Source organism: Zhenhengia yiwuensis (genome assembly GCF_014384995.1).
In the GTDB taxonomy this organism is placed as follows: Bacteria; Bacillota; Clostridia; order Lachnospirales; family Cellulosilyticaceae; genus Zhenhengia; species Zhenhengia yiwuensis.
In genome coordinates, this window is sequence record NZ_JACRSY010000017.1 from 38,089 (window position 1) to 60,947 (window position 22,859).

31 protein-coding genes are annotated in these 22,859 nt (G+C 37.9%); all 31 read right to left on the bottom strand.

Translation table 11 applies throughout. From position 1 onward, the window contains the following. Nucleotides 1–74: 74 nt before the first annotated feature. On the bottom strand, nt 75–404 hold the full coding sequence (locus tag H8718_RS11510; protein WP_249333014.1) for a hypothetical protein: 330 nt from the start codon (nt 402–404) through the stop codon (nt 75–77). A 264-nt stretch (nt 405–668) separates the two neighbouring features. Next, complete coding sequence (locus tag H8718_RS11515; protein ID WP_249333015.1) at nt 669–1,247, bottom strand: major tail protein; 579 nt, start codon at nt 1,245–1,247, stop codon at nt 669–671. Between the two features lie 12 nt (nt 1,248–1,259). Continuing rightward, nucleotides 1,260–1,565: a hypothetical protein gene (locus H8718_RS11520; RefSeq protein ID WP_249333016.1), complete on the bottom strand. Its 306-nt coding sequence runs from the start codon at nt 1,563–1,565 to the stop codon at nt 1,260–1,262. Next, nucleotides 1,552–1,902 carry an HK97 gp10 family phage protein gene (locus H8718_RS11525; RefSeq protein ID WP_249333017.1) on the bottom strand — a complete coding sequence of 117 codons (351 nt, stop codon included), beginning with the start codon at nt 1,900–1,902 and terminating at the stop codon, nt 1,552–1,554. Before H8718_RS11525 ends, H8718_RS11520 begins: the two co-directional genes overlap by 14 nt. After that, nucleotides 1,895–2,218, bottom strand: a complete 324-nt coding sequence (locus tag H8718_RS11530) for a phage head closure protein (protein WP_249333018.1) — start codon at nt 2,216–2,218, stop codon at nt 1,895–1,897. Before H8718_RS11530 ends, H8718_RS11525 begins: the two co-directional genes overlap by 8 nt. A 4-nt stretch (nt 2,219–2,222) precedes the next feature. Continuing rightward, nucleotides 2,223–2,498 (bottom strand): head-tail connector protein, encoded by a 276-nt coding sequence (locus H8718_RS11535; protein ID WP_249333019.1) that lies wholly within the window; start codon nt 2,496–2,498, stop codon nt 2,223–2,225. A gap of 18 nt (nt 2,499–2,516) precedes the next feature. Next, the gene (locus tag H8718_RS11540; protein WP_249333020.1) at nt 2,517–3,710 is read right to left on the bottom strand and encodes a phage major capsid protein; all 1,194 of its coding nucleotides are present in this window, start codon (nt 3,708–3,710) and stop codon (nt 2,517–2,519) included. 16 nt (nt 3,711–3,726) lie between these two features. Further along, entirely contained in the window at nt 3,727–4,419 is a 693-nt protein-coding gene (locus H8718_RS11545) for a head maturation protease, ClpP-related (RefSeq protein ID WP_249333021.1), read from the bottom strand. Beyond that, complete coding sequence (locus H8718_RS11550) at nt 4,388–5,635, bottom strand: phage portal protein (protein WP_249333072.1); 1,248 nt, start codon at nt 5,633–5,635, stop codon at nt 4,388–4,390. The genes H8718_RS11545 and H8718_RS11550 overlap by 32 nt, the downstream gene beginning before the upstream one ends. A 170-nt stretch (nt 5,636–5,805) precedes the next feature. Next, nucleotides 5,806–6,756 (bottom strand): Abi family protein, encoded by a 951-nt coding sequence (locus H8718_RS11555; RefSeq protein WP_249333022.1) that lies wholly within the window; start codon nt 6,754–6,756, stop codon nt 5,806–5,808. A 211-nt stretch (nt 6,757–6,967) separates the two neighbouring features. Beyond that, entirely contained in the window at nt 6,968–8,515 is a 1,548-nt protein-coding gene (locus H8718_RS11560) for a terminase large subunit (protein ID WP_249333023.1), read from the bottom strand. After that, nucleotides 8,515–8,991, bottom strand: a complete 477-nt coding sequence (locus tag H8718_RS11565) for a phage terminase small subunit P27 family (RefSeq protein ID WP_249333024.1) — start codon at nt 8,989–8,991, stop codon at nt 8,515–8,517. Before H8718_RS11565 ends, H8718_RS11560 begins: the two co-directional genes overlap by 1 nt. Nucleotides 8,992–9,047: 56 nt before the next feature. Then, nucleotides 9,048–9,227, bottom strand: coding sequence for a DUF5049 domain-containing protein (locus H8718_RS11570; RefSeq protein WP_249333025.1), 180 nt, complete (start codon nt 9,225–9,227; stop codon nt 9,048–9,050). Between the two features lies 1 nt (nt 9,228). Further along, nucleotides 9,229–9,438, bottom strand: a complete 210-nt coding sequence (locus H8718_RS11575) for a gamma-glutamylcyclotransferase (RefSeq protein ID WP_249333026.1) — start codon at nt 9,436–9,438, stop codon at nt 9,229–9,231. After that, entirely contained in the window at nt 9,438–9,887 is a 450-nt protein-coding gene (locus H8718_RS11580) for a gamma-glutamylcyclotransferase family protein (RefSeq protein ID WP_249333027.1), read from the bottom strand. The genes H8718_RS11575 and H8718_RS11580 overlap by 1 nt, the downstream gene beginning before the upstream one ends. A gap of 57 nt (nt 9,888–9,944) precedes the next feature. Further along, on the bottom strand, nt 9,945–10,841 hold the full coding sequence (locus tag H8718_RS11585; protein WP_249333028.1) for an amidoligase family protein: 897 nt from the start codon (nt 10,839–10,841) through the stop codon (nt 9,945–9,947). Between the two features lie 131 nt (nt 10,842–10,972). Next, entirely contained in the window at nt 10,973–11,116 is a 144-nt protein-coding gene (locus H8718_RS11590; protein WP_249333029.1) for a hypothetical protein, read from the bottom strand. Further along, on the bottom strand, nt 11,094–12,341 hold the full coding sequence (locus H8718_RS11595; protein WP_249333030.1) for a site-specific DNA-methyltransferase: 1,248 nt from the start codon (nt 12,339–12,341) through the stop codon (nt 11,094–11,096). Before H8718_RS11595 ends, H8718_RS11590 begins: the two co-directional genes overlap by 23 nt. A 2-nt stretch (nt 12,342–12,343) precedes the next feature. Continuing rightward, on the bottom strand, nt 12,344–12,769 hold the full coding sequence (locus tag H8718_RS11600; protein ID WP_249333031.1) for a helix-turn-helix domain-containing protein: 426 nt from the start codon (nt 12,767–12,769) through the stop codon (nt 12,344–12,346). A 199-nt stretch (nt 12,770–12,968) separates the two neighbouring features. After that, nucleotides 12,969–13,316, bottom strand: coding sequence for an HNH endonuclease signature motif containing protein (locus H8718_RS11605; protein WP_249333032.1), 348 nt, complete (start codon nt 13,314–13,316; stop codon nt 12,969–12,971). A gap of 196 nt (nt 13,317–13,512) precedes the next feature. Beyond that, a complete protein-coding gene (locus tag H8718_RS11610) occupies nt 13,513–13,917 on the bottom strand; it encodes a hypothetical protein (RefSeq protein WP_249333033.1) in 405 nt (134 codons plus the stop codon). A 15-nt stretch (nt 13,918–13,932) separates the two neighbouring features. Next, nucleotides 13,933–14,118 (bottom strand): hypothetical protein, encoded by a 186-nt coding sequence (locus H8718_RS11615; RefSeq protein ID WP_249333034.1) that lies wholly within the window; start codon nt 14,116–14,118, stop codon nt 13,933–13,935. A 13-nt stretch (nt 14,119–14,131) separates the two neighbouring features. Beyond that, on the bottom strand, nt 14,132–15,469 hold the full coding sequence (locus tag H8718_RS11620) for an SNF2-related protein (RefSeq protein ID WP_249333035.1): 1,338 nt from the start codon (nt 15,467–15,469) through the stop codon (nt 14,132–14,134). After that, nucleotides 15,450–15,728 (bottom strand): VRR-NUC domain-containing protein, encoded by a 279-nt coding sequence (locus H8718_RS11625; RefSeq protein ID WP_249333036.1) that lies wholly within the window; start codon nt 15,726–15,728, stop codon nt 15,450–15,452. The genes H8718_RS11620 and H8718_RS11625 overlap by 20 nt, the downstream gene beginning before the upstream one ends. Nucleotides 15,729–16,036: 308 nt before the next feature. Further along, complete coding sequence (locus tag H8718_RS20835; RefSeq protein WP_249333037.1) at nt 16,037–18,367, bottom strand: DNA primase family protein; 2,331 nt, start codon at nt 18,365–18,367, stop codon at nt 16,037–16,039. Further along, on the bottom strand, nt 18,342–18,707 hold the full coding sequence (locus H8718_RS11635; RefSeq protein WP_249333038.1) for a type II toxin-antitoxin system PemK/MazF family toxin: 366 nt from the start codon (nt 18,705–18,707) through the stop codon (nt 18,342–18,344). Before H8718_RS11635 ends, H8718_RS20835 begins: the two co-directional genes overlap by 26 nt. Next, nucleotides 18,707–19,444 (bottom strand): antA/AntB antirepressor family protein, encoded by a 738-nt coding sequence (locus H8718_RS11640; protein WP_249333039.1) that lies wholly within the window; start codon nt 19,442–19,444, stop codon nt 18,707–18,709. The genes H8718_RS11635 and H8718_RS11640 overlap by 1 nt, the downstream gene beginning before the upstream one ends. A gap of 36 nt (nt 19,445–19,480) precedes the next feature. After that, nucleotides 19,481–21,412 (bottom strand): DNA polymerase, encoded by a 1,932-nt coding sequence (locus H8718_RS11645; protein ID WP_249333040.1) that lies wholly within the window; start codon nt 21,410–21,412, stop codon nt 19,481–19,483. Nucleotides 21,413–21,420: 8 nt separating this feature from the next. Then, nucleotides 21,421–21,966, bottom strand: coding sequence for a DUF2815 family protein (locus H8718_RS11650; RefSeq protein WP_249333041.1), 546 nt, complete (start codon nt 21,964–21,966; stop codon nt 21,421–21,423). Nucleotides 21,967–21,968: 2 nt separating this feature from the next. Then, on the bottom strand, nt 21,969–22,289 hold the full coding sequence (locus tag H8718_RS11655; RefSeq protein ID WP_330597675.1) for a DUF7768 domain-containing protein: 321 nt from the start codon (nt 22,287–22,289) through the stop codon (nt 21,969–21,971). 8 nt (nt 22,290–22,297) lie between these two features. After that, entirely contained in the window at nt 22,298–22,855 is a 558-nt protein-coding gene (locus H8718_RS11660) for a sigma-70 family RNA polymerase sigma factor (RefSeq protein WP_249333043.1), read from the bottom strand. Nucleotides 22,856–22,859: the final 4 nt, after the last annotated feature.

Sequence of the window (22,859 nt, forward strand, 5' to 3'; positions counted from 1 at the left end):
GTTTCTCCTAAAATAGATTTTATAAATAAAAAGAGGTCCTAGAATGTCTATAATTCTAGCACCCCCTTGTGAAACTACTTAGAGCTTATTGTAGCTCCAATATAGTTTCCAAAACAATACATAATGTATTGACTTCTATTCCTATCAAATTTAAATCCCTGTTCTTCGAACTTTAAAAGTATATATCTATCTACTCTATAAGGGCTCTTTAACTTATTGATGAGGTCTTCACTCATAGTAATCTTATAGTCCTTTAATTCTATTCTATATACTCCTGGTTTGATCATCTTTACACGTACTAATTCATTAAATTCTTTTGATAATGTTTTTGTAACCTCATCAATAAATCTAGTGGCGTCCATATTTTTTGCCATATAACCTCTTAACATTCCTAAAGTATTCATGCAATCACTCCTCAATATAATTTTATAAAACAAAAAAATCCTCTTATACAGAATAAGAAGATACTAGACAATGATTGCATCACCTCCTTATCGATATTTTAGCAGGACCACCTTGCAGTATGCAGGTTGGTATAGGGTCATAGAGCTAAATCTCTACCCTAACTCTTGATAAATGAGTTTACTCATATTAAATTGTTGTTACTTAAATAGTATAACACTTGTGCTATAAAATGTAAATATTATGCATTTATATTTTATAGATAATTATCCAATTTCTTCTGTTTTTTCATATACTGTTTTATACCAGTTATCATAAGTTGCTGTGTCTGTTTCACTAGTAGTTTTAGCCTTGATAATGGTTGTTCCCGGAATACTTCTACAGGTCAAGTTGAGGGTTTCTGACTTAGGTTCAATGGTTTGGCCTTTTGTTAAACTCTCGATATTAGGCCTAGCTGCTTTACAGTAATACATAACATGACGTATAGCTTTGACATCACCTTCAAACTCAAAGAGTAAAGCAAATGGCGCTGGTTGTTTATCATTTTCTTCAAACTGAACCTTCTTACTATCAAGTACTTCTTTTAAAATTTCTACTTTAAAAGTATCTGGGATAAGTGCCATCTCTAATGTCCCATCATAACCATTGTTAGCAATAGTCGTAAAATACTCTGTGTTATCCGCATAGAAAGGCGTACTTTCTCCTACTGGAGATAATACTAGGTTAACTGCACCTGGAACAGGTGTAGGTGTTCCAAAAGTAACATCAATGACACCTTCTGTATTCGTCTCAGTAATACTTGCATAATGAACATTCTTAAGTCCATATTTTATCTTATTACTCATTGTTATCCCTCCTTAAATTTCATATCTAATTTGATACATCTTTTCTGTATCAATATAAGCCTCATACTTTTCATAATATACTTCATGATCTTCTAATAGGACTTCTAATCTAGTCTCTAGTAGTGCATCTTTTTTAGCCGTATACAGTTCTATAGCAAATCGATCTTCTTTATGGTAAACCTTATTATCTGCTGCAAAACTTTCTGTTTCACTTATCATGTACACAAGGTAGGGTGGCTTTTGTTCACTTTTAAAATGATTATAAGCTAATGGTAATTCTATTTGCTTTAACATCTTACATACCTTATCTAATGTCATCAATAGCCCTCCTTAATTCCTGTTCAAATGCATCGATTGCCTTTTGTTCTGCCGGTTCTATATGTTTGATACCTAATACTCTTCCACCACCACGTTTAGCATGACCATGTTCTAGAAGGTGTGTCAGGTAGTATCTTTTATTATGAATGATATACCCGTTGTCTGTTTTCTTTCTGATCCAAGCTTTACTGTACTTATGTGTACGAGTTGGACTTGTAGCTTTCAAGTATTTTACTGTTTCAAGGGTAATTTTATCTGTTGCTTCTTCTAAGGCTTCCTGAATTTCTTGAGTATATTGTGCAAGTGTTTTGGCTATTTCTATATCTAAATCAAACAAGCTCTACACCTTCTTTACAAAGTAATTGTAAATATCTATTCTCCTGGTTAACATTAATAACCGATACAATCTCATAGATTTGATTATTAAATAGCATTCTCATATGATTATAAATCTGTGGCCTGTACCTAATAGTGACCTGAACCATAATATCACTTTTTGTTTGTCTTGCTTTAAAGTACTCCTTGCCTGAAAGTGGTTTAATATCTGCCCATACCTCATAGGCTAGTTGCCAAGTTTCGATCTCTTGTTCTAGGCTATCTTTTTCAACAAGCAGCTGTTCTAACTTGATTCTGTGCTTTAACTCACCGATCATCCTCTCACCAACTTTCCTTTCGGTAGTTAAAGAGTAAACACTTTACAACTTCTAAAATCTCATCTATTGGAACTTGCTCCCTATTCTCGTAAAGCTGCCCTACTATATAGAAAATGGCTTGTTTAACTGTTTCGGGGACCAAGGTTAATTCATCTAGCGCATATCTAAGTATCCCTTCACACATTTCTTCTGCTGCTATGATAAAAGAGGTGATGAGCATATCCTCTTCATCACCATCTACTCGAAGGTAAGTTTTAACTTCTTTTAAAGTAATGACCATCAGCTCATCACCTCCCCATTATTTCATCTGTAATACTTTAATGGCTTCAGGTAAAATGAGTTTACCATCTACCCTTTGAGTAGCTTTAAATCCGACTTGTCCTGTAGCTGCATAAAGCTCATTGAGTCTTTGGAAGCTACGTCCTTGGCGATCTGCAATCCAGTAGTAATTGAAATCTCCAAAGGCTATAACCTTATTACCTGTAGTAATAGCTGGAACATAAGCAGAAGTTTTAACAGGTCTATTTAGGATTCTATCTGGCTCTCCTGCCGTAACGGATGGTTGCCATAAGTATTGACCTGTACTGTCTTTTAACTTACGAATAGCTTTTACAGTCGAATCATTCATCACAAAGACAGCTTTTTTACGGTAGGGGGATTTAAGCGAATAAAATAAATCCATTACTTCATCTAATGTAATAGCTGTTGTACTTGTACTCGTTACTCCCACTTCTGCTCCTCCAGTTGTATGGAAAATACCTGTCGGTTTACCTGTTCCATCTCCAATGAAAAAAGCCTCCTCTTCTTTAGCACCTATTCTTCTTGCAAACTCTTTAGCAATATAGTCTTGTATATTAAAAAAACTATCATTAAGAAGTTCTTCTGAAACCTTAATCATAGTTGCTAATTTGTATGCTCCAATAGAAGTAAGTCCAAAGCTATCATCACTTTCAGGAATTAATCCTTCTTCATCTACCCAAGATGCTGTACCTTTTGTAGCAGATACTGGGATCTTTTTATCTCCTGAAGAGGTGTTAATAATTTTTGCTAAACTTCTAAAGATATTTTCTTCTTGTAAACTTTCAATAAGTGTACGTTCAAACTCATCTGGTGCTAAGTAACCACCTTCACTATCTGTCCCGATCTGTAAAGCATTTTGTAGATCAAAACTATTTTTATTTCTCATAGCATTCCAAAAGGCATTACGATATTCATCAGTTGCACGCCCGGTCTTAACATCACCTTGATACTGAGAAGGTTTATTTGTGAGTGGTGCATTAAGTGGCTTGGACAGCTCTAAATCAAGTGCTGCTTGGCGCTCTAATCGGTCAATCTCTTTACCGAGATTAATAACATCTTCTTCCATACGTTCATAGGTCTGTGTATCTTCTGCGGAAAGTAATCCCTTATCATTTCTTCTACTATCTAAGAAAGCTTTGGTACTCTCCCATAGGTTGGCTCTTTTTTCTCTTAATTCTAATGCTTTACTCATATACAAATACCTCCAATTAATGTTTTAATAGTTCTAATCGTTTTACTAACTGATCATAAGGTATACCTTTATCTTCAGGTGGCTCCTTCTTTGCACGGGGTAGTTTATTCCTCAGCGCATTGGTGACTGTTACCTTATCAAAAATGAACCCTTCATCTGACTGCTCTTGCTCTGGTTCATATAATACTTTGTCTGCAAATCCCAGTTCCACAGCCTTCTTGGCACTGAACCAAGTCTCTGCATCCATCATGTGTGCAAGCTTCACCCGACTTAATCTTGTCTTATGCTCATAAGCATTGATAATGCCTTCTTTGACTTCATTTAACATGGCAATTCCAGATTCTAAATCAGAAGCTTCACCAAAGATTGCTGTTGATGGGTTGTGAATCATCAGCATCCCCGTAGGTGACATGTATACTTCATCTCCTGCCATTGCAATAACGGAAGCAGCACTTGCAGCTATTCCATCTATCTTAACTGTGACTTTGCCTGGATACTCTTTAAGCATATTGTAGATTTGGCTGGCAGCGAACACATCGCCACCTGGACTATTAATCCATACAGCTACATCACCTTTTGAGGCTGTAAGCTCTGCTTTAAATTGCTTAGGTGAAATCTCATCATCAAACCAGCTATCCTGAGCAATATAGCCATCAAAGTAAAGTGTTCTACCTTCCTCATTCTTTACCCAATTCCAGAACTTCCTCATTGTTTTCACCTTCCTTTTTATCTAATGTTTTTGCATAAGCACCTACATCTTCAAGCTTGAGCATGTTACCATTCATGGCATAGATATCACCATGCTCGATGGTATTCATGTCTTCTAACCTTCTCACATCATTAGGACTTAAGAAGCCATTTTGAATACCTGTAGCGTAACCTTGCATTCTAGAGGCATAATCTCCTCTAAGTAATCCATCTACATTGAGTTTGATGAAGTAATCCTTCTTCTCGCTTTCTAGTAGTAAGGCACGTTGCATACTCATCTCTAACCTAACTACCCAAGGGTCCAAGGTGTACTTTACAAACTCTAAGGATTGATTCTCTATATTTGAAAAGGTAGCCCGTTCCAAGTCTCCTATCATGTGAGGTGGGATTCTAAAGATACGTGCTATCTCATTGATTTGGAATTTACGTGTTTCTAAGAACTGTGCTTGATCTGGTGGTATAGTAATTGTTTTAAAAGACATACCTTCTTCCAATACTGCTACCTTATGTGCTTTGTTACTTCCACCATATACAGCATTCCAACTTTCACGAATACGTGCTGGATCTTTTACAATCCCAGGGTGTTCAAGTACACCTCCTGGGTTTGCCCCGTTAGCAAAAAAAGAGGCCCCGTATTCCTCTGTGGCGATGGCCATTCCGATAGCATTTTTAGCCATTGCTATGGGTGAATAACCGATCAATCCATCAAATCCTAATCCTGGAATATGAAGTACCTCTTCTTTTCTTAAGGGATAATCTTGCCCTTCTTTGTTATATAAATAGTAAATTTCACCTTTACTAGTTCTGTCTACAGTCATTTTGTCTGGCATAAGTGGATAAAGAGCCATAACCTTACCTGTTCCATCACGAATAATCTGGGCATATGCATTTCCCCATAATAAAAGATGACTCATCAATGTCTCTCTAAAGACAAAGGAAGTCATCTCTGAATTGGGTTCATTATGCAGCAGATAGTATAAATAATGGTCCTTTGCTTTCTCTTTACCATTGGATGTACTCCGATAAGTGTGTAATGGTAGAGAAGCGATGGCCTCAGCTAAAATTCTAACACAAGCATAAACAGCAGTGGTTTGCATCGCTGTTCTTTCATTAACTGTTTTGCCACTAGTGGTACCTCCAAAGAAAAAAGTGTAAGCACCACTAAGTGAATTGGTTGGTTTATCTCTTGATTTAAATAACTTTGATAGAACTGACATCTCCATAATTATCCTCCTAAAAATGGGTATAAAAAAAGCACCTACTCAACTGTAGATGCATTATTTATAGAATAAAAGAGTAAGACTTTTAGTCGTACTCTTCCCACAAATGGAATATTTGGTTTCAGGCACTACCCTTGCCTTCCTATGGTCTTATATATCTTATGCTATTATAAAAAATTTATTCTATCATATAATTCTTCCCAATCCCTAGGAAGAATATTAAATATATATATATCAAACTTTGCCTTATTAACAATCTTCCTTAGATCTTTTTTTAATTGTTCCCCATCTTCAGCTTTTAATACTTTTTTCATGGCATATATTCTAGAAAACAAATCAGTATTACTTACAAGAATAGCTGAATCATCTGTTTTATCCATCAATACTACTGAAGAGGTTCTTCCTACTAGCTTGTTATGATGTGCACAAACATTCCTTAGATTTCTTATAGCATCTAGCCATGTATCCATTTGTTTAGTAACTTCTTTCCCATAGTTTTTCTTAGAATATCCATATATAAGAACTACTTTTCTTAAATCACCCCGAAGATATGAGTACAATTTTGTTATCGTCCCAAATTCAAAATAGGAAAATGCCGCCCAAGAAGGTATCTTCTTTTTAGCCCTTTTTCCACCTGTTCTATACTCTTTTAACTCTGGGTATTTATGTACATTCCTTCTTAATTGTTTTTCATTTTCACTAATAGTCTTAATAAACTTATCAAAGTATTTTACATTACTAGTTCTTTTAGTACTGTCTTTTTCACTACGAGAAGGTGTATAAGATGTACAATCTAAATAGAACAGTGAATCACCTACTTTCAAAGAAATCGCATTAGATAAGTGACTCTTAAATTGAATCTCAGCTTTTTTACAGTATGAAAAAAGCAACTTTCTTAATTCAGCGTCGAAATCATATACTGCAAAAAGTAAGTCCTGCTTAGGTTTAGTTTTTAAAACACTTGTATATGATAGCAAATACTTTCCATATCTGCTAAGTCTAAAATATCCAGTATAAGTTAGCAGTCTTCTCATTCTTTCTTTCCTAGAAAACACAACGTATTTTTTCATAAATTCAATTTGGTTTTCTATATCAAAAGGCTTATCAAAATCAAGCATACTAAATCCTCCATGATAAAAAAAAAGAATGGTATACCATTCTTAATCCCGCAAATGGAATATTTGGTTTCGGGCATTACCCATGCCTTCCGACGGTGCATACTCATTATAGTATAAACTTTTTTAAAAAACAATATGCTAAATGCATAAAACACATAACTTTTCTATTTATTAGCATTTACTCTTCTTATATATAGTTCCTTAATCATTTCTATAAGATCAATATCCCCCGGCTATCATACACACTTCCACCATCATCCTGATGTCTTATTGCTCTATCAAGCGCCATAATAGTAGCTACTGCACCATCTATCTTCTCTGTGCTTTTCTCTTTATCGGGTTTGATGTTACCTGCTGGGTCGGTTTTAATAAAGATATTGTCCATCATCCACCTTAGAACTGGGTTTCCACCATGGGCTAGTTTCTTTTCCAAAGTAAGCTTCATCAACTCTTTAGAGGGTGGGCTCATATCCTTATAACCTTGACCAAATGGTACCACTGTAAATCCCATGCCTTCTAGGTTCTGAGTCATCTGTATGGCTCCCCAGCGGTCAAAAGCTATTTCTTTGATGTTATATTTGACACCTAGGTCTTCAATAAAAGATTCGATAAAACCGTAATGTACAACGTTCCCTTCTGTGGTTTTAATATACCCTTGTTTTTCCCATGCATCATAAGGTACGTGATCGCGTCTTACACGTAAAGCAAGGTTATCTTCTGGAATCCAGAAAAATGGCATTACCACATACTTATCGTCATCATATCTTGGTGGGAATACTAGTACAAATGCTGTGATGTCTGTTGTGCTAGATAAGTCAAGTCCTCCAAAACACTCTCTTCCTATAAGCTCTTTTGGAGATACACTAAAAGCACACTCATCCCATTTATCCATTTGCATCCATCTTATAGATTGCTTCACCCATTGATTGAGTCTCAGTTGTCTAAAGATATTTTCTTCTGCCAGGTTCTCTTTAGCACTTTGAAAAGCAGCTCTTACTTTTTCTATATCAACTGTATGACCTAGTGAGGGGTTAGCCTTGTACCAATTGCGCTCATCTGTCCAGTCATCATTATCATCTATTCCATAAATGACAGGGTAGAATGTAGGATCAATCTTCCTTCCATCTAGTATGTCTTGAGCCTTTTGATGTACTTCATAACAAATAGAGTTTCTATCATTTCCTGCTGTAGTAATAAGGAAAAAGAGAGGTTGAGTCCTAGCATCTCCTGACCCCTTAGTAAGTACATCATAGAGTTCACGATTCGGCTGGGCATGTAGCTCATCAAATATAACCCCATGTACGTTAAGACCATGTTTCGTGAAAGCTTCCGCTGATAACACTTGATAAAAACTACCTGTAGGTTTATAAACTAACCGTTTAACTGACATAATAGGTTTAATTCGCTTCTTAAGCGCTGGGCACTGCTCTACCATTTCTACAGCTACGTCAAATACAATGGACGCTTGCTGTCTGTCTGCTGCTGCACCATAAACCTCAGCTCCCCATTCATTATCCCCACAAGTAAGTAATAATGCCACTGCTGCTGCAAGCTCACTTTTGCCTTGTTTCTTAGGAATTTCAATATATGCTGTGTTATATTGCCTATAGCCATTATCTTTTACTGTCCCAAAGATATCACGTATGATTTTATCTTGCCAATCTAAAAGATCAAAGTTTACACCTCGCCATTGACCCTTTGTATGTTTAAGGCAGTTAATAAAATTAACCGCATGCTGTGCTTTTGCTTCATCGTACATCACTTCTTACCTCCTGACATCAGCATCATCTCCATTGGATCAACTTCTGATGAGCTACTTTCTACGGATATTCTACTTCGTGAAGAAGGTGTAAGACCAAACTGCTCACAAAATTTATTCATGATCTTCAAATAAGACTGAGCAATGTTAACTTGAGGCACCTGTTGCCAGTAGCCGCTTGGACTTTTAATAATTGTTCCATGTTTGGCGATGAACTCTTCTGCTTCTTTCCACCTTGCATAGGCTTGGCAGTACCCAGCAAAGGCTGCCATATCTACTTCTGTTAAAATACCTAATGCCTCTAGTTCCGTTGCAATTCGCTTCCATTCTTTCTTCGCTTCTTTATCCAACCATGTTGGACATTTGGGTGCCTTCTTTTCTGGTTTAGGTTCTGCATCATTGAGTGCACGTTTTCCTGGATTACCTTCTAATACTTTAAGTGCTGTTGGTTTTGGCTTTCTTCCTGGTGTAGCCATAGGTTCACCTCCTCCCATGATAAAAGAGCCTATATTTCTGTAAGCTCTTGGTTTATTTATCTTTTTCCTGTCATAATAAACTCTGTGTACTCCTTTAGATTATCTTCTAAAAATATAGTCAGTTCGTGATAACCTCTAACATAGGCTTCTACTTGAATATTAGGGATATCAAACATGTTGTACTGACCTGTATCTCTAATGAGTAATATCTGTTCTACAACTTTATCACTAAGCACTTTATTTACCTCTTATACCTTTGTAATTATAGTTACCTTTTTGAATTTCCCCCCTATCTGCCTCTAGTGCCTTATTATATTCTGGTTCTAGTTGTTCCTTATCTTTGCACTTTAAGCAAATGCAGTCGGTATTAAACATACTCATAATTCTTCCGCCATTAAGTGCACCCCCACATCTATCACATGTGCTTTGGGTAAAAAACTTCTCCATCACTTCAACTCCTTAATGCATTCAAGGTGCGCCGTCTTTAAGATCTCTAGGTCAATCCCGTTGTTTGCATAGCCCCTAGCTATGGTCCCAAGGTAATAACTTGTAGGAAGTGCTGGCATGCTTCTGTACCTTTTTGCCATAACATATACCATAGCTTCTTCTACCCTACCATCAGCTTGTACTTCTACAATCTGTTTCCCATATAAGTTTGGATAGCCCTCATATACATCAAGCGCTTCTTCACAAGCCTCTGTAATTTCCCATAGCACTACTGGAACGATTCTGTCGGGGCAATGTTCAATATTGGCTACTCCACGGCTATTGCCCCTAAAGGTAAGTCTATAGTCTTTTACAATACCTGTGCCTACCACTTTAGCTGCTGGGCATCTAAAGCTCATCTGCTCTAAATTCATATTGCTACCGTAGGCAGCATAAAGTTTCTTATTCATTTCATGTACTCCTTTGTATTATGGGAAGGCACTTGGCCCTCCCTATTCTTCACTATTTCACGCTGCATTTCTCCATGCGCTGTTACCAGATAAATTTCCCAGGAAATGGTATCTGCAAGTTTTAAACTCGTCACCGTTTAAGCCAAGTCTTAGCATCCAGCATCTGAAGGTGTACTTCTCGTTATCAGTGTAGGTTCTTCTCGCACTAGCTTTCTTTTGGATTAAGGCTTGATGGCTAAGTGCTAAACAAAATTGGATGTAAGCTTTAATCTTGCCTGCGTGTGTGGTGCTATTGAAAAGTCTAAATTCGATTGTGCCTTTGGTAAACATGCTGTGTAGGTTAAGTCCATGGTATCTACTTTGGTGGTAATGCCTTGTTCGATCCTGTGCTCCATAGCCTTGGTACCAAATGTTTGCTAGCTCATCCAGTGTTTTGGGTTTCTTTTTGTTAATGGTTTGAATGAGTTGTTCATTTAGCTTTTTGCAATACTTTATTCTGTCGTAGTCAATTTGTAATGCTTTGTAAAGTAAATCCTCTTTGCTTGCAACCAAGTTAACTAGGTTCTTTAAGGTGTTTGGTGTATGAGGTGCTGCATCAATGTGAATGTGTATGCCGCAAGTGCTATTTGTTATGGCTCCTGCCTCTCTAAGCTCTCTTATAATTTCTTGCAAAGGTTCGATATCTTTGTAGGTTAGTATTGGGCTTACGAGTTCAACTCTGTACTCTGTATTTGCGAAAAGTCTTGTCTTATCATACATCTTTTGTGCTTCAATGCTTGAGTCTGAAACAATCTTCCATGTTCGACCTTCTGGATCTAGTATGTGGTAGGCGTCGTAGCTTCCTCCCATATGGACTAAACTTTCAGTCCATAACTCTTTAGCAACAACCTCTGCTGCCTCAGCTCTTGTAAGACCTGTCATTTCGATTTCAATTCCAAATCTTTGTGTTCTCATTTGTGCTTCCCTTTCATTTGTGTATTCCCTTCCGGGTAGTACACATGTTACCGTAGCTGTGCTTTTAGTTGTAGACGCTGACTACACAAGAAATACAGGAATTAATTGTGCTTACTACACAAAGAAAGGAGCTATCTCGAAAGGACTTTTGCTAATCCCTTAAGTGCTCCTGTCACATCTCCACAAATCATTTGGCCTTTAATTGTCTTGTATTGCTGCTTGGAAAGTGTATGCCGGTTAGCTTTTAAAAACTTAAGCGCCTGTTGCTTGGTCATGAGCTTTCACCGCCTCTTCATAAGTAAGCTTTTGCCCATCTCTTAACAAGTACACCTCTCCATCTGAGCCAGCTTGGTCTTTAAATCGTTTAACGATAACATCAGCGTATTTTTCATCCAGTTCAATGGTGTGGCAAATACGCCCTGTCTGTTCACAAGCAATGAGTGTGGAGCCGCTACCACCAAATGGGTCCAGTACAATACAATTGCTCATACTACTATTTTGTATAGGGTAAGCAACAAGTGCTATTGGCTTTGTTGTTGGATGAAGTTCACTTTTCGTTGGTCGATCAAAGTTCCACACAGTTGTTTCTTTACGCCCAGCGTACCATCTATGCTTACCTGACTTCTTCCATCCATAAAGCACAGGCTCATGCTTCCACTGGTACGGGCTTCTTCCAAGTACTAATGATTGCTTGACCCACTGGCAAACACCTGATAAATAAAAGCCGGCATCTAAGAAAGCTTTTCTAAAGATATGCCCTTTCGTATCCGCATGAAAAACATAGATTGAACCATCATCAGATAAGTTTGCCTCCATGTTCTTAAATGCCTTCAACAAAAACTCCTCAAATTCTGCATCTGCTAGTGCATCATTTTTTATGTTACCTGCTTTTCCCTCATATGCGACTCCGTACGGTGGATCCGTTACTATAAGATTTGCCTTTTGGCCATCCATGAGTAGTTCATAAACAGAAGCCTCTGTACTATCTCCACAGATTAAGCGATGTCTTCCTAGTAACCACACATCACCTTGTTTAGTAATAGGATTTTCTGTAAGCGCATCCTCCACATCAAAGTTGTCTTCCTGAACTTCTCCTTCATTTAATTTACTAAAGAGCTCATCAATCTCTGGTGGTTCAAAACCTGTAAGGGCCACGTCAAAGTCTACTTCTTGCAAATCTTTAATCAGCTCTGCTAGTAATGCTTCGTTCCATGAACCAGTTACTTTGTTAAGTGCTACGTTTAATGCTTTCTCTTTGGTCTTATCAACTTCTACAACCACACAGTCTACTTCTGTGTAGCCTAAGTGTTTTAAAACCTTTAAGCGCTGGTGCCCACCAATGATGGTCATATCTTTATTCACAATGATAGGTTCAACATACCCAAACTCATTGATACTGTTTTTTATCTTTTCATATTCCTTATCCCCGGGCTTTAGATCTTTCCTTGGGTTGTATGTTGCCGGTATGAGTACATCTACTTCTAATTTTTTAAACTCCACTTTCAATCCTCCCAAAATCTATGTTTGATATAACAGCTATGGCTGCAATATTTTCTGTTCTTATTGCCATACACACTAAACTCCTTGCCGCAATACGAACATGTATACTTGTAAATGGCCTTCTCATTTTTATTACGCATTTCTTGGTGCTCTACCCACCACTTTCTTCTGCAGGGGGCAGAGCAGAATTTACGCGTCCGCCCCTTTGCCTTATGCTTGAGTGGCTTCTCACAATGTAAACATACTACATTTTTTTGCTTTTTTACCTGCATATTGAGTGCAACAACAGTTGCATTACCTGTAAGTTCATAGCGCTTACAAAACCCTCTTACAGCATCTCTTGAAAGTCCAAGAATGTTAGCTATTGCCTTATATCCCAAGCCTTCTAGCCTCAGCTCTTTTATTTTTTTCTTCTGTTCTTCTGTCATCTACATCTTCCTCCCTTCTTAAACTTTTACGCATTAAAAAAGCAACCACAATGCCTTGTAGTTGCTTGATTTGCGACTTTTATTATGCGATTTTTTAGTACCCCACCCTTTTAATTATGCGAAAATCCACACGAAGGGGGGCGGCGGTCTTGAGCATCAAGAGTTGTAGAGATTTTGATGGCCCTACCCCATGCTGTTTTTAATATTTATACTCTTGATGCCTATCCTCAGTCATGGTCTTCTTGTCATGACACCTCTTGCACAGTGGCTGCCAGTTACTCTTATCCCAAAACAGCTTGTTGTCTCCTCGATGCGGTGTGATATGGTCAACTACTGTAGCCTGAGTCAACTTCCCTTGCTCTTGACACCTTATACACAATGGGTGCTCTTGTAGGAACAGCTTTCTCGCTTTGACCCACCTTCTGTTATAGCCACGTTGTGCTGCTGATGTGCGTTCATGTTGGTGCCTGTGTCTTTGACAAAATCTATCTGCAGTAAGCTCTGGACAATAAAGATGCTTACATGGTTTTAAAGGTTTACTTGGCACTAGACCACCTCCTAAAAATGGACATTAAAAAAGCCCTGGATTTTATTCCTTGGGCTTTTGGGTGCACTTGTACACTATAATTATATGTTTTTACGTTCGTCATATTCGTCATTTCTTAAATTAATTTTTTAAAAAAGCTTATGGATTAATCTTCACAGGCTTTTGGATACACTTGTACACTATAATTATATGCTTTTCAGTTCGTCATATTCGTCATTTTTAAAAATTGGTTGTGTTTTCTTCTTGGATATTGCTCATCTTTTTTCCCGATACTAAAAGCTACTTGCTGCCAACTTAGGCCATTGATATACCTAAGCGATAGAATCATTCGTATCTCACTATCTTCTATGCCTTGGATGTATCTATTTAACCGGTTCAGCTCATAGAAGCATTTCTTGATGTTGAGGTCAAGTAAACTTTTTAGATCTGATATCTCTGCTACATATTTGCCTAGTTTATCCACAACACCTGGTACGCTAGGCATACCTGTGATTGGCTTTGCCATGGATAAAGCTTTTGCTTCTAGTTCTGCTATACGATTTTGTAATTCTTCAATTTCTCGGTTAAGATAATAAAGCTGTGATAGTTCTTGTTTAGTCATTGCTTCACCCCCTAATTACTTGCAATCATATTTGTCTGTAATATAAGCCTGTGTATGATTATCTAATTGAGCAATACGCCTTCTTGTTTTCTCCTGTTCTTTCTTGAGCTGTGCCTTTGTCTTATAAAAACTACACCCCTCGCACACTTTATATTTTAGTGCTGTACACTTACCTCTCTTTATTGCAAAACAATTTTTCATTGCTATTCCCCTTTCAAATCATCGCTTTAACTGCTTGTAATAACCCCTGTTGCCCTTTATCTTTTGTTTGTAATACTTCCATCACATGCTCATCCACTGTACCTTCCGCTACCAAGTGATGAATAATTACGTTGTTTTTTTGCCCCTGTCTATACAGTCTTGCATTAGCTTGTTGGTAGAGTTCCAGACTCCAAGTAAGTCCATACCAAATGATAATGTTACCACCTGCTTGAAGATTAAGACCATGACCAACACTTGCTGGATGTGCAAGTAGTAGCTGTATTTTCCCTTCGTTCCAGTCTTTGATATCTTGGCTTGTTTTAAGTGTTCGTGGATTTTTAAATGCGCTCATTAGGCACTCGTAGTCATGTTTGAAGTTGTAAAACACCAGTAAGGGTTGACCTGTATCAACTAACTCACTTAGTGCTTCTAACTTTGCTTCATGAATCTTGTGTACTTCTCCCTCATCGTCATAAATCTGACCGTTTGCCATTTGTAGGAGCTTACCGACTACAACACCCGCTGTTGCAGCAGTAATGTCTGTACCTTGTAGCTCTAAGAGTTGTTCTTTTTCAAACTCTTTATATTGCTTCATTACCTTTTCAGGTAACTTGACCTTAATAATATTGTCTATGCGCTCAGGTAGTTCCAAGTAATCATCGGCTGATAAGCTAATACAGATATCACCTATCTGCTTATGGATATCCTCATCTGCAAAAGGTTTTAGCTTGTAGGTATACACGATGTGCTGATTACGTTTATCTGGCAAGAAGTACTTCTCCCTGTAGCTGGTCAAAGTTTTACCTAGCCTTTCACCTCGATCCAGTAAATAGAGCTGTGGCCATAAATCCAATAAACTATTAGGTGCTGGGGTTCCAGTAAGTCCTACAATACGTTTGATGTAGGGTAATACCTTCTTGAGATCTTTAAATCGTTTCGACTTGGGTGACTTGAAGCTACTTAGCTCGTCTACCACTACCATGTCGAAGGGCCAACGTGCTTTGTATCTTTCAACCAGCCAGGATACATTCTCCCGATTGATTACGTAGATATCTGCTTTAGCACCCAATGCTTTTATTCTCTCATCTTGTGTTCCTAGCACCTTAGCTACTTTCAACTCACTTAGATGCTCCCACTTATCTACTTCATCCGTCCAAGTGGTATCGGCTACTCTCAGGGGTGCTATGACTAAGACTTTACTCACCTCGAAGTAATCAAAGAGTAGCTCTAATACTGCTGTCAGAGTTGACACGGTCTTACCCATTCCCATATCCATAAAGAGTCCCACTGCTGGTAGTTCTATAATCTTATCAATGGCATACTCCTGGTAACTATGTGGTTTGAAGTGCATTACCTATCACCTCATCTACTCTTTCATAGCTATCTGCTACATATACCTTAAACCCAAGTCCCCTTAGTTGTTGCATACGTTTAAGCTGTATCTTCCTTGGACTCTCTCCAGGCGCTTTAAGCTCCACAAAGACACATCTACCATATGGTAAAAGTACTAATCTATCTGGAATACCTATTAGGGATGTGAGCTTAATACTCATTCCCCCAAGACTTCTAACTTTCTTGGTGAGGTACTCCTCTATCTGCTTTTCTAACATTGTCCACAACTCCTCCATTTTTCATCCACTACTCTAGCCCTTGATCCATAAGCTATAAGCTATGGACTTATAAGTATATAAATATATAAGATATATTCTTTTATATAAAAAGAAAAATTTTCTTTTTTATTTTAAAACTAAAAATTACTCCTATATATAAAGAAGTTTAACCTGTCCATTACGTCCATATTTTATTAAAACCCTTTATACTCAAAGGCTTAAAGTGGACTATTTTTTAATTATCTATGGACTGTTTGGACTCTTATATTTTTGTCCATTCCAATCCAAAACCTGTCCAATCCATTGATTCACAAAGGCTTAAGGTTTGTATAGTACGTGCCATTACTTCTTTTCGTGTAGATACCTTGCTTCTTAGCTCTATCTGCAATATTTTTCTTCTTGATAGGATTTATGTCATTGGCATTACACCACGTCTCATACTCTTTATCTAACTTAGACTTTAAGACACGGTCTGCTTGATCAGTTGTTACGAGGTAATGCTCCTTGATGAACCAATACAAGCTATCGCTTTTACTTCTATATTCCTGAACTGCTTCCTCACAAACTATGCTTGGTGTGAATGTTAAGTCATTTGCTTTCAATCTAGTGAGGCCCTCTAAAGCCCATAAGATAATCCCTTCTATCTCCTTTTCAAATGCCTCTTGAATGTGTTTATTACGCTTTTCTTTAGGGATAACCTGCCTACACGGTATGATAAGAAAGCGTTCAAAGACGTGATCTCCTTTATCCCCTTTGAAGTAAGGGAGATCATTACAGGTAAAGGTAAGCGTCCCTCTGAAGTTATACGTAAAAGCTTGTTTTCCCTTCATTTCACAACTTACCGGCCCTGATCCTGTTACCTGTTTGAAATTAGTGATATCTTCAATCACTGCATCAGTTTGATCATCAATGATAATTGCTTTTGAGCCATATAAACTTCCAAGCCCAAATGTCTTATCCATTTTCTGAATAGGTGTGCTACATACTTTATCACTTCCTAGGATCTTAACTAGAAGCTTGTTAAACTGAGTTTTACCTGTATTCCCTATTTCACTTACAAGCACAAGACATTTTTTAGCTTTCGTTCCGTCTACATTAGAAATAACTAGACCAACCCACTCTTGTAGAATAGCTACCAGCTCCGGATCCTCATTACTTAGCGAGTTGATAAAGCTTATCCATGTTCTGGGTTCCTTGGCTTCAGGATTGTAATCAATCTGTAGTTGTATGGTTGATAAGATATCACTCCTATGAGGTTCAAGCTGTTTTGTGTTAATGTTGTATAATCCATTTTTGAAGTTGATATAATCTTCATTCTGATCTAAGTCTTCAAATCGAATACTGGTTGTATCAGTTAATAAGTGTTTATAAACTTCTTCCCATATTCTTGGTGTACAGAACTCATCCGGGAGCAGTTGTTTAATTTTACCTTTAAACTCATTGCTACCTACCCATTTATAAACACCATTCTCATACCAATATAAGAATTCACTATCTTGCCCCTGCTTCCTTACAATCATATAGTGGCTGTGCTCCCTTACAAACTTTGCAAAGAGACGAATGTCTAGGCATTTAACCCCTTTAGCATTGTAGTAGATAGCACTTTCAACACCTTCTTGCTCATCACCAAACGCCTCTACAAGTTCTTGTTTGACTTTGTCATCATTACTTGCAAAAGCTAACATCTCTTTCATAGAAGGTGGTGTTTTTGCTACACTTCCTTCATCCATTTCCCCAAAGAGATGAATACGTACAAGATCAAAACTATTATGACTTCCACCTTGTGCTGGATCCGTTGAGTGATAGGAATAGAGATAGGCATCATTATAAACAATGGCTCCACCTGATGTTGAACCACCTATATAGGTATAGCGATTAGGTCCAAGCTCTGTGCATGGTTCATACACATGACTTAGAAACTTATCAATTGCTTCACTAATGGTATAGGTTTTACAGAAGTCACCAATAATTCCTTCTTTCTGTGTTGGGTCACCTAAGATCTTTAAGTCATGCTTAATGAGCTTCTTTACACGGGATGACTTGGGCCACTGGCTACAATCTTTCCAATTCTCATAGGTTGCAAGGAGCTTATCTGGATCAATAGACTCACCACTCATGTGCTTACAAAAGAATGCGCCTTCCTTACTCACCGTAGGCCAATACATAAGCCTTGTAGGTTCATAGGTAGTGTCATCAAAAAGGTCTATGCCTATCTCTTCTGCAAGCTTTCTTGCGACTGCTTCATATTCCTCTTCTGTAACGGGTCTTACAAGAGGAAAGATGAGTCTATACCTTGGTGTCTCTATGCTGTGTTTATGTGTGGTATGGATGCAGCAGGTGTAATTAAAAAGTAGTTTGAATTCTTCCCAAAAGTCTGCTGTACCATAGTCCATGTCCAAGCACAGAAGTTGCCTGTGCTGAACATGTCCTTTCCTGCGACTACCATCCTTCAACTTGCCTCCTACAAAACCACCTCTATCTTTAATAGCATCTTGCTTGTTTTTTGGCATTTTCATGTATTCCGTATATGTTTCTTCTGTAACAATAGGTTTACTAAGTTTTGCAATAAGTTCTTCCCATGTTACCTGTTTAGGTTTCCACTGTGTTGACTTTCTACTTCTTGCAACTGAAATATCCACCTGTATTCCCCCTATCTAAACTTACATCTAAGGCTTCATTAACACGTTTGATATCTTCTTCTCTTAAGTGGTCTAGCTTCTTGTCAATCAACTCTTTAGGTACAGTAGCAATCTGCTCAAGTAGTAGCATACTTGGCTTCCATAAGTTATAGCCTTCCAATACTACATGTGTTGGAATATCCAGGCGTTTAAGCTTACTCGTAATAAAAGCTACGATAGTTGTGTTAGAAAAGGTATTACCTTTATCGTTTTGAAGGACCACTGCTGGTCTTCCAAAGTTCTGCATACTACCAATCCCTCGTCCCCAATCTCTTACATATACAATGTCATATTTTCTCATTACGCCACCCCATACTTCACTGACATCTCTTTAATGATTGCAATATACACTTCTCTTAGTCTTACATCTGCTGCAATCACATCTAATTTTGTAATCTTATCAGCCTTTGAGCGACTACCCGTTTCTTCAAGCACCTTGCGTTTCATATTAATTTGTCTAATGCCTAACTTTGACTTTGCACGACTATCTAAAATTTCATAGCTTTCTTTTCTAACTGCCTTGATATTTTCATAACCACCTAGCTTCATAGCTATCTTATTAATAAGGTTAGTGGTTTCTACACGCCATGCCGCCGGATCTAAGACAATAGCATCTCTGATGCCTTGCAATTCACCTTCTAGCTTTTTCTGACCTAATTCCATGTTAGCCATTGCCTGGAAGAGCTGATTGAACGCTTGTAAGTGTGGACTAAGTTGTGCAGTATTGAGTTTTAACTTCTTCTCACACTCAATGAAATATTGTCTTACTTGCTTGCCTTTTTCTGTTCTCTGAATCATAGCAATTTCTTTTGCCATATCAAGCTTGATGGCATGATCCGTACTTGGTCTACCGCCTCGAGAGTTTTCGTCATTTTTGACGATAACTTCCGCAAAGTCTTGATCTTCAACAAATCCGTATTCTACCATCCGTGAGAACCACTTTGCATACTCTGTTCCTATCTCTAAAACTTTGTGTAGCTCTCTTCCGCTTACAATTGCTTCTTGCCCAGCATTTACATCTATTTTAATTAATTCCATGTTTTGTCCCCCTTCTTTTTTCTGATTTCAAATCGGTTAATCTTTCTTATAAAACTTCGTTTGATAAGTATCCCCTCTAAGGGGTAACCCTGGTACCCAATCTATGTCCCTACTCATCATTTCTGTAATATCTGCCATTGCATCTTTATCTGTATCAATAACCACTTCATCATGTACGTGAATGACTATACTATAACCTGCTTGATCTAATCGCTTCATGGCTTCTGCTAGACAATCTCTTGCTATGGCCTGTGTAATGTTCTCTACAAGCTTTGCACCATAAGTCCTAAGCTTGGTCCACTTCTTACTTTGTTGGTCTATACCCATGTAAGTAATTTCATTGTCTTCTAGTGCTACTTCTGCATAAGCTAAACGTCTACCACTTGGTAAGGCAATGAAAAGTGTTCCTTGCTCTAATTCTGCACTAACACCTTTTGCAATCGCCACTTGCCACCCTGTATCCAGGGCATCTTTGACTGCTTTTTCCGTGTCATACCAGAGCCGTACAATGTTTGGGTTAGCCTGTCTCCAAGCGTGTACGATATCACTTAACTCTTCTTCTACTAGCCCCATCTTTAAAGCACCCATAGAAGTAAGCGCTCCAACACTCCCGCCATAGCCACATGCCAATGTAGCTAATTTACCTTTTTGTCTTAGTTCATACTCCGGCTGACCTTTTACAATCTTCTCGATTGGCACGTTAAACATTCTACTGGCTGTATGCTCATATAACTTCCCATCACCTTGAAACGTCTCTAACACCCACTGCTCATTTGCTAACCATGCTACTACACGTGCTTCAATAGCTGAGAAGTCGGAAATAATAAAATTATGCTGTGCAACAATGGCTGTACGTACGAGCTGTGAAAAAATAAAAGGGGTTTCACCAAAGAGCATCTCTAGTGTTTCAAAATCTCCTTCTTTTACAAGCTCCCTAGCAAGTTCGATATCAGGCACCTTATTCTGAGGAAGATTATGCACTTGCAGCAGCCTTCCTGCCCATCGACCTGATCGATTAGCACCATAAAACTGTAGGGTTCCTCTCACTCTATTGTCTTGGCATAGCGCACGTTTCATAGCCTCAAACTTCTTTGTTGACGTTTTACTCATAGCTTTTCTAAGTTGTAACACACGGTTGACATCTTCTGTTGTGGTTTCTAATAGCTCCTCTACTTTTGCCTTAGTTAGTCCTGTAGGATTAATACCCTGATCCCTTAACCAGTTCTTCAGCTGTGCCACACTATTAGGATTCGTTAATCCAGTGAGTGCTTTCGCTTCTTCCATTAACTTTTCTTGATAGATTTGGTCATAACCTATAATGTTGTCTACAAGCTGTGTATCTATCAAGATTCCACCATCATTTATCTTCTGATCTAATTCCCATAGTTCTTGCTCTGACTGTGGCACTGGAAAGATACTTAGCCTTTCTTTTATCGCTCTCTCAGCTACTACATCTTGTTTACAGTAGTCCTTAAAGAGCTGCCACTTCTCTAGGTCATGCGCTGGTAGGTTCCTTGTTCGTTGTCCGTTCTTAGCATTTGGCTTACAAGGTATAGAGAAGTATTGTATAAGCGCTCTTCCTGTCTTACTCTTTGTTTCTTCTTCACCTAATCCCAATGCCTCGCATACACCTTTTAAGTTTCCAGGTAATCCAAGCATTAAAGCATGTACAGCTGTACATCGCCATTGATTGGGTGGCATGGATTTACCTAAATACCTTGCTAAACACGTCCGTTCAAAGTTAGCATTATATGCTGTCTTTATCACATCATCCGAAATTAATGCTTCAAGTAACACACAAGGCACATCTTCACCTTGGGCTAAATCAATTACTTGTACTTCTTCATCATCAAATCCATAGGCCAATAGCAGTATAGTAAAATCCGGTGCCTCGCTATAGGCATAAACACCGGATTCTGTTAAGCTCACACTACTATAGGTCTCAATATCTATAGAAAGTGTTCTCATATTCACCTCTAGTCTAAAAAGTCATCTTCATCGTCATCATCAAAAGCACTAGCCGTAATACGACCACCACCTAGAGGCTCACCATCATAGAGCTTCTGAACCCCAAGTAGCCCACATGCTATCCCTTTATTACCTGGTGCAGCATAAGCGTAAAAGTTTATGACTGCTTTGCCATAGCAACCACTATAGACTTCAGATAAATCCATTACCTCTTGTTTATCATAATCTAGTACAAGAGGTCTTGTTTTTGCTGTAGCATTGATAAAGTAATGCCCAGCATAAACTGCATCATCTGGTCTTTCCTCATCACCATCTTTTAGAGGTGTTCTAAGGTTTGAAGGCATCTTACCTCCCCACTTGTCTTTAACAGCTGCTTGTTTGACTTCTTCAAGTACCGCTTTAATCTCTCCAAGTGTCTTTTTATCTGTCTTTGGAATAAGGATGCTCATACTAAACTTTGGCTCTTGCCCCTCTACTACTGCCCTTGGCTTATCTAACACCACATAACTCATACGAATCTTACCTGTTGTTACTTGATTTCCTTTACGTGCCATAATTAAATCCCCCTTGATTCACATTTATCGTTATAATATAAAACTGGTTTTTGAAGCTTTATTGCTCGTTCTATTTCTCTAGCCATACCTTCTGATATTTTTTCACCAAACACCCATACTTCATCACACCTATCTAGTAGCTGTAACCCTAGATAAATTCCTGCTTCTCGTTCTTCTACATCATTGTCATCTAAAAATTGTGTAAATATGGTATGTGGCGCTAATGGAATTACTTCTTGCCTTGCTGCAAACCAACAGTAGCGGTTTGCTCTTTGAATATTTGTTTCTATATCACCTCTAAGAGGTGAACAGATATACACCATCTTCACCTTCAAGCCCCCTTTTCATACTGCTTGTAGAGTTCATTGCTAATTTGTTTAATTAATCGGCTCACATAAGCTTGACTAATATTAAGCCTCTCTCCAATAATCGCTTGTTTTACACCTAGTAGATGTAGCCTTAATGCTTCTTGCTCTCTAGCTGGTAGTTCCTTTGTTAGTTCTAGTATTTTCTGGGTTATTACTTTATCTAACACATCTTCTTCAATACATTCACCTGAACTTATTTGATCTTCCAATGTGATGTCTGTATTATCATCGATTGCTATAATCACAGTTTCTAGAGAGATACATCTTGTATGTTTTTGCAGGTTACGATTAAACATTAATATTTCATTAACCATTAACCTACTGAAATAAGTAAGCCATTTAGATGTGCTAGGATCGTAGGATTTAATAGCTTTCATAAATGCTAGATTACAACATCCAATAAAGTCATCCTTTTCTATAGGTAAGTTTAGAAACCGATTTATGAACTTATACATAAACGGTACATTTTGGCTATACAAAGTGTCGTAGTCTCCAAGTATGAATAACTCTTCATTTGTCATTGCT

Excerpts from the sequence above, each read along its gene's own strand:
- H8718_RS11650 (WP_249333041.1), bottom strand. The coding sequence starts at position 21,966 with ATGGCACGTAAAGGAAATCAAGTAACAACAGGTAAGATTCGTATGAGT.
- H8718_RS11545 (WP_249333021.1), bottom strand. The coding sequence starts at position 4,419 with ATGAGGAAGTTCTGGAATTGGGTAAAGAATGAGGAAGGTAGAACACTT.
- H8718_RS11615 (WP_249333034.1), bottom strand. The coding sequence starts at position 14,118 with ATGAAAAATTGTTTTGCAATAAAGAGAGGTAAGTGTACAGCACTAAAA.
- H8718_RS11590 (WP_249333029.1), bottom strand. The coding sequence starts at position 11,116 with ATGACCAAGCAACAGGCGCTTAAGTTTTTAAAAGCTAACCGGCATACA.
- H8718_RS11640 (WP_249333039.1), bottom strand. The coding sequence starts at position 19,444 with ATGGAATTAATTAAAATAGATGTAAATGCTGGGCAAGAAGCAATTGTA.
- H8718_RS11510 (WP_249333014.1), bottom strand. The coding sequence starts at position 404 with ATGAATACTTTAGGAATGTTAAGAGGTTATATGGCAAAAAATATGGAC.
- H8718_RS11555 (WP_249333022.1), bottom strand. The coding sequence starts at position 6,756 with ATGCTTGATTTTGATAAGCCTTTTGATATAGAAAACCAAATTGAATTT.
- H8718_RS11580 (WP_249333027.1), bottom strand. The coding sequence starts at position 9,887 with ATGAATAAGAAACTTTATGCTGCCTACGGTAGCAATATGAATTTAGAG.
- H8718_RS11565 (WP_249333024.1), bottom strand. The coding sequence starts at position 8,991 with ATGGCTACACCAGGAAGAAAGCCAAAACCAACAGCACTTAAAGTATTA.
- H8718_RS11655 (WP_330597675.1), bottom strand. The coding sequence starts at position 22,289 with ATGGTGTATATCTGTTCACCTCTTAGAGGTGATATAGAAACAAATATT.
- H8718_RS11515 (WP_249333015.1), bottom strand. The coding sequence starts at position 1,247 with ATGAGTAATAAGATAAAATATGGACTTAAGAATGTTCATTATGCAAGT.
- H8718_RS11550 (WP_249333072.1), bottom strand. The coding sequence starts at position 5,635 with ATGTCAGTTCTATCAAAGTTATTTAAATCAAGAGATAAACCAACCAAT.
- H8718_RS11520 (WP_249333016.1), bottom strand. The coding sequence starts at position 1,565 with ATGACATTAGATAAGGTATGTAAGATGTTAAAGCAAATAGAATTACCA.
- H8718_RS11660 (WP_249333043.1), bottom strand. The coding sequence starts at position 22,855 with ATGACAAATGAAGAGTTATTCATACTTGGAGACTACGACACTTTGTAT.
- H8718_RS11600 (WP_249333031.1), bottom strand. The coding sequence starts at position 12,769 with ATGACAGAAGAACAGAAGAAAAAAATAAAAGAGCTGAGGCTAGAAGGC.
- H8718_RS11585 (WP_249333028.1), bottom strand. The coding sequence starts at position 10,841 with ATGAGAACACAAAGATTTGGAATTGAAATCGAAATGACAGGTCTTACA.
- H8718_RS11645 (WP_249333040.1), bottom strand. The coding sequence starts at position 21,412 with ATGAGAACACTTTCTATAGATATTGAGACCTATAGTAGTGTGAGCTTA.
- H8718_RS11620 (WP_249333035.1), bottom strand. The coding sequence starts at position 15,469 with ATGCACTTCAAACCACATAGTTACCAGGAGTATGCCATTGATAAGATT.
- H8718_RS11535 (WP_249333019.1), bottom strand. The coding sequence starts at position 2,498 with ATGGTCATTACTTTAAAAGAAGTTAAAACTTACCTTCGAGTAGATGGT.
- H8718_RS11530 (WP_249333018.1), bottom strand. The coding sequence starts at position 2,218 with ATGATCGGTGAGTTAAAGCACAGAATCAAGTTAGAACAGCTGCTTGTT.
- H8718_RS11575 (WP_249333026.1), bottom strand. The coding sequence starts at position 9,438 with ATGGAGAAGTTTTTTACCCAAAGCACATGTGATAGATGTGGGGGTGCA.
- H8718_RS11635 (WP_249333038.1), bottom strand. The coding sequence starts at position 18,707 with ATGAGAAAATATGACATTGTATATGTAAGAGATTGGGGACGAGGGATT.
- H8718_RS11625 (WP_249333036.1), bottom strand. The coding sequence starts at position 15,728 with ATGTTAGAAAAGCAGATAGAGGAGTACCTCACCAAGAAAGTTAGAAGT.
- H8718_RS11610 (WP_249333033.1), bottom strand. The coding sequence starts at position 13,917 with ATGACTAAACAAGAACTATCACAGCTTTATTATCTTAACCGAGAAATT.
- H8718_RS11540 (WP_249333020.1), bottom strand. The coding sequence starts at position 3,710 with ATGAGTAAAGCATTAGAATTAAGAGAAAAAAGAGCCAACCTATGGGAG.
- H8718_RS11560 (WP_249333023.1), bottom strand. The coding sequence starts at position 8,515 with ATGTACGATGAAGCAAAAGCACAGCATGCGGTTAATTTTATTAACTGC.